Here is a 7,707-nt window from a genome sequence, read left to right on the forward strand (position 1 = left end):
CGCGGGTGGGGTGGCACCATGGCCCGCGCCGGCGGGCCTGTCTAGGTTGATCCGGTGACCTCGGTGGAAACGGCTGCACCCCGGCGCGGTGGTGCGCTCCGCACGGTGCTGAGTGCCCTCTGGCCGGCACGCACCTGGCGTGCCACCCTCCACGCGCTGGCCGGGCTGCCGCTCGGCGTTGCCGCCTTCGCGCTGACGTGCGGGTTGCCGGTCGGCGCCGGCTACAGCGCGATCTGGAGCCTGCTGTACGCCTCCGGCGACGACCTCGCGCTGACCACCCTGTTCGTCGTGCTCACCGTGACCGCCACGCTGTCGCTGCCACGGGTGGTGCGGGGCCTGTCCGCGGTGCAGCGCCGACGGTTCCGGGCGCTGCTCGACGTCGAGATCCCACCGTCGCACAGGTGGTGGCGGCAGTTCGGCTACCACGTGCTCAGCCTGTTCATCGGGGTGTCCGGCGCCGCCGCGGTGGCGGTCTGCTGGTCGGCGACTCTCCTGGCCTGGGCCGAACCCGCCTACCTGGTCCTCGCGGCCCCGGCGCTCGTCGCCGCGCCGTGGATGGCCCGCGTCGTGGCGCGCGCCGACACGGCGGCGGCCCGGGCGCTGCTCGGGCCGAGCCGCAACGAGGAGCTGTCCGTGCGGGTGCAGACGCTGTCGCGCAGCCGCGCCGAGGTCGTCGCCGCCACCGACGCCGAGCGCCGCCGGATCGAACGCGACCTGCACGACGGCGCCCAGCAGCGGCTGGTCTCCCTGGCGATGAATCTCGGCATGGCCCGGGCCAACCTCACCGACCTGCCCGCACCGGCCCGGCAGGCCATCGTGGACGCCCACGACGAGGCCACACAGGCCCTCGCCGAGTTGCGGGAGTTCGTCCGCGGCCTGCACCCGGCGGTGCTCGACGACCGTGGCCTCGACGCGGCGCTGTCCGGCATCGCCGCCCGCGCACCTGTCCCGGTGCGGGTGGCCGTCAGCGTGCCGGACCGCTGCCCGCCGGTCGTCGAGGCGGTCGCCTACTTCGTCGTCTCGGAGGCTCTCACCAACATCGCCAGGCACGCCCACGCGAGCCGTGCCCAGGTCACCGTGGACCGCGTCGCCGACCGGCTCCGCGTCGTCGTCACCGACGACGGCCGAGGCGGCGCCACACCAGGCGGCGGCACGGGGCTGCGCGGGCTCGCTCAGCGCGCCGCGTCGGTCGACGGGACGTTCGCGTTGCACAGCCCGGCCGGCGGGCCGACGACGGTCACCGTGGAGCTGCCGTGCGGATCGTGATCGCCGAGGACTCGGTGCTGCTCCGCGCCGGTCTGACCAAACTGCTCGCCGACGGCGGGTTCGACGTCGTCGACGCGGTGGCGGATGCCGAGCAGTTGCTGCGCGCGGTCGCCGAGCACCGTCCCGACCTGGCTCTGATCGACGTGCGGATGCCCCCCACCCACACCGACGAGGGCATCCGCGCCGCCCTCGTCATCCGCAACCAGTTTCCCGCGGTCGCCGTCCTCGTGCTGTCGCAGTACGTCGAGGAGCGTTACGCCACCGACCTGCTGTCCGTGCGCACCAGCGGCGTCGGATATCTGCTCAAGGACCGGGTCGCCCACGTGTCCGACTTCCTGGCGGCCCTGCGCCGGGTGGCCGCCGGAGGCACCGCCCTGGACCCCGAGGTGGTCGCGCAACTGCTGGTCCGCCACCGCCAGGACCCGATGGACCGGCTCACCCCCCGCGAGCTGGAGGTGCTGCGGCTGATGGCGGAGGGTCGCTCCAACCACGGCATCGTCGACACCCTCAAGGTCAGTCACAGCGCCGTCGAGAAATACATCACCAGCATCCTCAGCAAGCTCGATCTGCCCCCGACCGACACCGACCACCGCCGCGTCCTCGCCGTGTTGCGGTTCCTGCGCATCTGACCGCCGGGCCGGTTGCCCAACGCCCGCGCGCTGGCCGCGGCGGCCCGCTCCGGCAGCCTGGCCAAGCGGATCCGGCAACTCCGGGCACGCCGATACGTGAACCGTGTTCACCGGTCACCGAGCTAGGTGCGAGACGCTGACGACCAACACGGTGCTGAGCGTGAGCGTGATCAGGACGATGACGGCTCTCAGGCGACGCCTGCCGGTGGTGCCGTACCCGACGAAGGTCGCCGGGCCGCACGCCGCGAAGGCGAGGCACAGCAGCACGCCGGCCACCTCACCGCCGCCGGATGTGGGTTGCAGGGTGGAGGTGAGACCTGCGACGACCCCGACGACCGCGGCATGCGCCAGCAGGGTCAGCAGCACCGGCGCCGCACGTCGCCCCGGCGCGAACAATCGCCGCGCCAAGACGATCAACGCCGCCACGTACCCGACGACGGCGACCGCGGCCCCGGCGAACAGGCCCAGGAGAAAGGCGCCGAGCTCCGCCCAGTCGTTGCTGGTCCCCGCAAACCGCATGCGGGCTACCAGGAACCCCACCAGGGTGCCGACCCCCGCGGCAGCGGCGAGTGCCAGCACCGGAGCGCCAGCCAACACCCACAGCGGAGGACCCTGGACAGAGCCGGTCACCGCAGTGGTCGGACGCCGCCCGCCCGCCGGATCCGCAGCCACTCCGACTCCTCCTCGGACATGCTCACCATCGGCTTTCCCGGCGGCATCACGGCCGGTGTGACATCGCGGGAGGTGGCCGGGTGCCGCTCCACCGGTTGATCGAAGCAGTGTCTGCCTGTCGGTATAGCCCGTGCCGGATCGTTTGGTCACCATCGTGAGCCACGCGCCGCGACGTCCTAGCCACGCCCGGCTGCCGGTCGGCCATTTGTGATTCTGCCCTTCAGGACCACCCCGAGGTGGCGATTCCGCCCCGCTGCCTGCTGTCCGCGATTGCGGACGACGGCGATAGAAGCGATTCGGTACGGCGGGAGATGACCGTTACGCGACGACCTCTACCGCCGCAGGTCCCGCACGTCGACGCTCCGCGCTCTGTCACGCTGCGTGTAGCGCGCCCGGCGCCGCCTGACGCACGCTCTTCCGATGACCGGACAGCCGATCAAGCCGGCCGGTCATCAGTCGGTGGATGGTTCGACCATCAGCGAAAAGCGTCGATGTTGCGCCTGGCCCACTCGGCGAAGGTTCGGGGCGGTCGGCCCAGCACCTCGGTCACGTCGGGGCTAGTCAGCTGCTCGCGTCCGGTCGGCGCGCCGAGGATCGCCAGTGTTCCTTCGACCACCGGCGGCGGCATGAACGCCAGCATCTGTCGGCGGGCCTCGGCTGGCGATTGCTCGACGAAATGGATGGGCTCGCCGAGTGCGGCGGCGAGATCCGCAGCCCGTTGGCGTGGCGTGCTCAGCGCCGGGCCGGTCAGCTCATACGTGCGACCGTCGTGGCCGCCTCGGAGGGCCATCGCGGCCACCTCGGCGATGTCGTCGGGGTCGACCACCGGTAGGCCGACGTCGCCGAAGGGTGCGGCCACCGTCCGGTCGGACCGAACCGAGTCGGCCCAGGCGAAGGCATTGGAAGCGAAACCGCCGGGGCGCAGGATCGTCCAGCCGAGGCTCGACCGGCGTACCTGGTCCTCGATGGCGTGCAGCGGGGCGTGCGACGCCGCCCCCGGTCGGGTGCCGACGGCTTGTGAGGATTGCAGCACGATCCGCTTCACCCCGGCCGCGGCGGCCGCGTTGAGGATCTCGGGACCGTCAAGGTTCGCGCCCGCGCCTTCTACCAAGAGGAACATGGCGTCGGCACCGGCGAGGGCTCGACGCAGGCTCTCCGGCTCCTCGAGGTCTGCGCGGTGGTAGCGAACTCCGTCCGGTACTGCGACCGGGCGTCGTCCACGCGACACCGCCGTAACCGCGGCACCCGACCTGGCAAGGATCGACACCAGCGTCCGGCCGACGTTCCCGGTGGCTCCTGTCACGACAAACATGTCTCGTCTCCCGTTCAACCGCGTCGCTCGCGCGGTCGAAGGAGACGCTAGTAGCACTCGTATAGTAGGTACCTAGTGGATAGTAATGGCTTTGTGGCGGAGGGCACATGAAACGATCAGCGGATCCCGAGATCGCGTGCCCGGTCGCGCCGGTCGTCGATATCGTGTTCAGCCGGTGGACGACCCCGGTCCTGTGGGCTTTGCACGAGTACGGTCGGCAGCGATTCGTTGAGTTGGAGCGCCGACTGACCAGCATCACCCCGAAGGTCCTCACGCAGCGGCTGCGCCAGCTGGAACGCGACGGGCTCGTTGCGCGTACCTACTACGCCGAAGTGCCGCCCCGGGTCGAGTACGAGATCACCGAGCTGGGCGCCAGCCTCGGTCCGCTCTTCGCTCACCTGGCCACCTGGGCCGACGCCCACCTGGCGGCGGTGGAGCAGGCACGGAGCGCCTACGACACCAGATGACGAGCCTTGGCCAGGTGATCACGCGGATGCGGCGCGACGCTTCACCGCCGCTATCCGCAGCCGATGGCTTGGTCGCATAGCCGGGCAGTCAGGATGGCGAGGTGGGTTCCCGCGTCCACCCACGCCACGGTCACCGTCGGTGTATGCCGCGCGACCTTGTCGAGCAGCTTGATCCCGATGGCGTTGTCGGTGACGCTCGCGGCGGTGACCACGACCGCGACGATCAGGCCGAGGGCGTCCACGGCCAGGCCCCGCTTGCGGCCCGGCACCTTCTTACCAGCGTCTTTGCCGGTGGTGGCGGCCGGGACGTGGTTCGCGGCCCCGATCCCGACATGGTCGGGCCCCTGATGTGACGGTCTCGGTAGGCGTTGGCGATGTCCGGGGATTAGCGGTGTCCGTACGCTGCAGAGGTGGAAAGCAGCCAAGGGCGGATACTGGCGAATATTTTGGATGCGGCGGAGAACGCCCCGCCGGTAGACGCCGTGGAAGCGGTCACCCGGGAACTCGCCGCGGACCTGGGCGCGGTCAAGGTCTCCTTCATGATCGCCGATCTCAGCGGTCGGGCGCTGGTCCGGCTGGCCCACGTGCGAGCCGACGCCGCTGGTGAGGGTCGGCGGTCCGGTGACGAGGTAGCCACCGTGATGCCGTTCGACGGCGGTCCGGCCGAACGGGCGCTGCGTTCCCAGGCGGTGCAGGTCTTCGCGCAAGACGGCGATTGGACGGTGCTTGCGCCGGTGACTGATCGCGGTGAGGTGATCGGTCTGCTGGAGATGACCTTGCCGGACGAGCCGGTGCCTCGGGTGCTGCGGGAGATCACCCGGACCGCGCATGCGCTGGCGTTCGTAGTGATCGCCAACCGGCGGTACACCGACTTGTTCGAGTGGGGGCAGCGCACGACCTCGTTCACCCTGTCGGCGGAAATTCAGCGTCGCCTGCTGCCCGGCTCGTTCACGTGTGAGGCCAGCGCGTTCACCTTATCGGGCTGGCTGGAGCCGGCCGCCAGTATCGGCGGGGACACCTTCGACTACAGCCTGGGCCGCGACGTGCTGCATTTCAGCGTCACCGACGCGATGGGGCACGGGGTGGCCAGCGCGCTGACCGCCACCCTCGGGGTGGGCAGTCTGCGCAACAGCCGCCGCAGCGGTGCCGGCCTGGTCGAACAGGCCGAGCTCGCGAATACCGCCCTGGCCGAGAACGCCGTCGTGGTCGGCGGCTACGTCACCGCGATCCTCGGGTCCCTCGACCTGCGCACGGGGGTGTGCTCGCTGGTCAACGCCGGGCACGTGCCGCCGCTGCTGGTCCGGGAAGGCAACCCGCAGGAACTGCTGCTACCGGGCAATTTCCCACTGGGCATGTTTGCCGAAGGCCGCTATCGCGCCAGCGAGATCACGCTGCGGGCGGGGGACCGTCTGGTCGTGGTCACCGACGGCACACGCGAGCGTAAGGCAGCCAACCTGGACTTGTCAGCCCGGTTGCGGCAGATGACCGATCTGCATCCCCGCGAGGCCGTCCGGTCGCTGGCCGACGCCGTCCTCGAGATCGCTGGACCGGTCCTGGACGATGATGCCACCCTGCTGATCCTGGACTGGCACGCCAGGCACAGCGAGGACAGGAATACCAGTTCTGGCGCCGATCAGGCCCGAACCAGCCCCGCACTGCCCTGGTGATCAGCCGCCGGTCACACCGTCGGCCGACGCACCTCAGCCTCCGCAGCCTCGACAGTGTCGTAGACGCCGATGGCGCGATCGACGGACGTGATGCGCAGCACATCCCGCACAACGGGCTGCGGCGTGGCGAGACGCAATTGCCCGCCGTGGTCACGCAAGATCTTGAAAACCGTCACGAGCACGCCCAGCGCGGTGGAATCCATGAAGCCCACCCCGGCTAGGTCCAGCACCACCTGACGGCCCCCGTCAGCGATCACCCGTTGCAGGCTCTCGTGCAACTGCGGAGACACCGCCATGTCCAGATCACCGCACACCTCCACCACGGTGCAGCCCCGGCCCGGCCGGACCGCCACCAGCAGATCCACACTGACCTCCTCGCTCGATGATCCGTGGTCCACCCTATGCGGTCGGCCACCGGACCGCCGTCGGCGCCGGGCGGCATAATCGTTTGACGACACCTAGCGTGGGTACCGCATTCACGCTGGCGAAGCGCATTCACGCGCAGGTGCGACGGCAGCCGAACGCGGCCATCGACAGGCCGAGAGGAGCAGCGGAGTGCACCTCACGATGAATTTGTCGCTGCCGCGGCAGCCATCCACCGTGACCCGCGCCCGCCAGATCCTCACCACCCTGCTGAGCCTCACCGACGCCGACGAGGAAGTGCGTGGCCATCTCGCGCTACTCATCTCAGAGGCGTGCGCCAACGCCGTGACGCACTCCGAAACGGGCAGCACCATCGATGTCACCATCATCGTCGCCGACGACACCTGCCTGCTCGAGGTCGGTAACCGCGGCACGGCGCCCGACGGTGCCGGACTCAGCGCCCGCCTTCCCGATCCACTGACCGTCGGTGGACGCGGGCTGCCCTTCATCGCAGCCCTCGCCGACAGCGCCACCTTCGTCACCGGACAATCCGGCCAGGTGGTGTTGCACATACGAAAAAGCCTGGCAGCGACGCCGGGTCCGCGAACCTGACACGACATCGTTCCAGCCACCGACCACCACCAAGCCTCACCGGCCATCCAACCGACTCGAATTGACGTCCCGCGAAGATATCCGGCCCTGACCCTTGCCAACCTCGAGACGTCGCGTGCGGCATACAAACCTGGGCAGCAAGATGCACTCGCCTCGGCAGAAGCGGATACGCGATCAAGGTGGTGGCGCTTGCCGACCAGCTACACAGCGTCACGGTAAGTTTGAACTCGATCATGACGGTGAGGCGACGTCAGACCGTCACAACCCTCGTCGCCTCAGCCGAGGGTGAGGCCAGGTCCAACCGGGCGGATTCAAGCGGTGGTCGCAACACCGCTGGTGAACGACTACAACCGCGAGCCTAGCGAGTACGGTCACAGCGCCATCAACGACGGGTCGATCGCGTCCCGCCGGGCGCGCGGATCGCGGCATGAGCGCGTGTCGAGGACTCAGCGGTGTTCCAGAATGTGACCATGACCTACGACGTCCCTCCCCTTGGGGACCTTCTGATCCGCCGCTATGAGGCCACTGACGCCGGCGATACGTGGCAGGTCTTCCGCGCAGCTGTCCACGGCACGGCCAGCCGCGACTACACCCCTGAGCAGATTCAGGCATGGGCACCTGCCACCGTCGATGAGTCCCGCTGGCAAGAACGTCGCTCGGCGGCGCGCACCTACGTCGCCTGCTTGAACGGAGCGGTCGTGGGCTTCAGCGATTTCCCC

The 7,707-nt window shown here is 69.8% G+C and carries 9 protein-coding genes and 1 pseudogene; 6 read left to right on the forward strand and 4 right to left on the reverse strand.

The features are described 5' to 3' along the window. The first annotated feature begins 54 nt into the window (after positions 1-54). Positions 55-1,266 carry a sensor histidine kinase gene (locus Asi03nite_RS23565; protein WP_203682612.1) on the forward strand — a complete coding sequence of 404 codons (1,212 nt, stop codon included), beginning with the start codon at positions 55-57 and terminating at the stop codon, positions 1,264-1,266. After that, the gene (locus tag Asi03nite_RS23570) at positions 1,254-1,895 is read left to right on the forward strand and encodes a response regulator (protein ID WP_203682613.1); all 642 of its coding nucleotides are present in this window, start codon (positions 1,254-1,256) and stop codon (positions 1,893-1,895) included. The genes Asi03nite_RS23565 and Asi03nite_RS23570 overlap by 13 nt, the downstream gene beginning before the upstream one ends. 114 nt (positions 1,896-2,009) lie before the next feature. On the opposite strand, the gene Asi03nite_RS23575 is transcribed toward Asi03nite_RS23570, so the two are convergent. Further along, a complete protein-coding gene (locus Asi03nite_RS23575) occupies positions 2,010-2,489 on the reverse strand; it encodes a hypothetical protein (protein ID WP_203682614.1) in 480 nt (159 codons plus the stop codon). 553 nt (positions 2,490-3,042) lie between these two features. Further along, on the reverse strand, positions 3,043-3,879 hold the full coding sequence (locus tag Asi03nite_RS23580) for an NAD(P)H-binding protein (protein WP_203682615.1): 837 nt from the start codon (positions 3,877-3,879) through the stop codon (positions 3,043-3,045). A gap of 107 nt (positions 3,880-3,986) precedes the next feature. On the opposite strand from Asi03nite_RS23580, the gene Asi03nite_RS23585 reads away from it, so the two are divergent. Then, positions 3,987-4,346 (forward strand): winged helix-turn-helix transcriptional regulator, encoded by a 360-nt coding sequence (locus tag Asi03nite_RS23585; RefSeq protein WP_203682616.1) that lies wholly within the window; start codon positions 3,987-3,989, stop codon positions 4,344-4,346. A 107-nt stretch (positions 4,347-4,453) separates the two neighbouring features. Here Asi03nite_RS23585 and Asi03nite_RS38015 read toward each other — a convergent pair. Next, positions 4,454-4,675: pseudogene (locus Asi03nite_RS38015) on the reverse strand (transposase); the annotation flags it as partial. Positions 4,676-4,756: 81 nt separating this feature from the next. On the opposite strand from Asi03nite_RS38015, the gene Asi03nite_RS23595 reads away from it, so the two are divergent. Next, positions 4,757-6,013 carry a PP2C family protein-serine/threonine phosphatase gene (locus Asi03nite_RS23595; RefSeq protein ID WP_203682617.1) on the forward strand — a complete coding sequence of 419 codons (1,257 nt, stop codon included), beginning with the start codon at positions 4,757-4,759 and terminating at the stop codon, positions 6,011-6,013. Positions 6,014-6,024: 11 nt separating this feature from the next. Here Asi03nite_RS23595 and Asi03nite_RS23600 read toward each other — a convergent pair whose 3' ends face one another. Beyond that, positions 6,025-6,378 carry an STAS domain-containing protein gene (locus Asi03nite_RS23600; protein ID WP_203682618.1) on the reverse strand — a complete coding sequence of 118 codons (354 nt, stop codon included), beginning with the start codon at positions 6,376-6,378 and terminating at the stop codon, positions 6,025-6,027. 190 nt (positions 6,379-6,568) lie between these two features. On the opposite strand from Asi03nite_RS23600, the gene Asi03nite_RS23605 reads away from it, so the two are divergent. Continuing rightward, a complete protein-coding gene (locus Asi03nite_RS23605; protein WP_203682619.1) occupies positions 6,569-6,988 on the forward strand; it encodes an ATP-binding protein in 420 nt (139 codons plus the stop codon). A 470-nt stretch (positions 6,989-7,458) separates the two neighbouring features. Next, positions 7,459-7,707 (forward strand): GNAT family protein (locus Asi03nite_RS23610; RefSeq protein ID WP_203682620.1); only part of this gene is annotated, 249 nt, incomplete at its 3' end.

Source organism: Actinoplanes siamensis (assembly GCF_016862395.1).
In the GTDB taxonomy this organism is placed as follows: domain Bacteria; phylum Actinomycetota; class Actinomycetes; order Mycobacteriales; family Micromonosporaceae; genus Actinoplanes; species Actinoplanes siamensis.

Bases quoted from the DNA above. Each gene is read 5' to 3' on its own strand.
- Asi03nite_RS23585 (WP_203682616.1), top strand. From the start codon at position 3,987: ATGAAACGATCAGCGGATCCCGAGATCGCGTGCCCGGTCGCGCCGGTC.
- Asi03nite_RS23580 (WP_203682615.1), bottom strand. From the start codon at position 3,879: ATGTTTGTCGTGACAGGAGCCACCGGGAACGTCGGCCGGACGCTGGTG.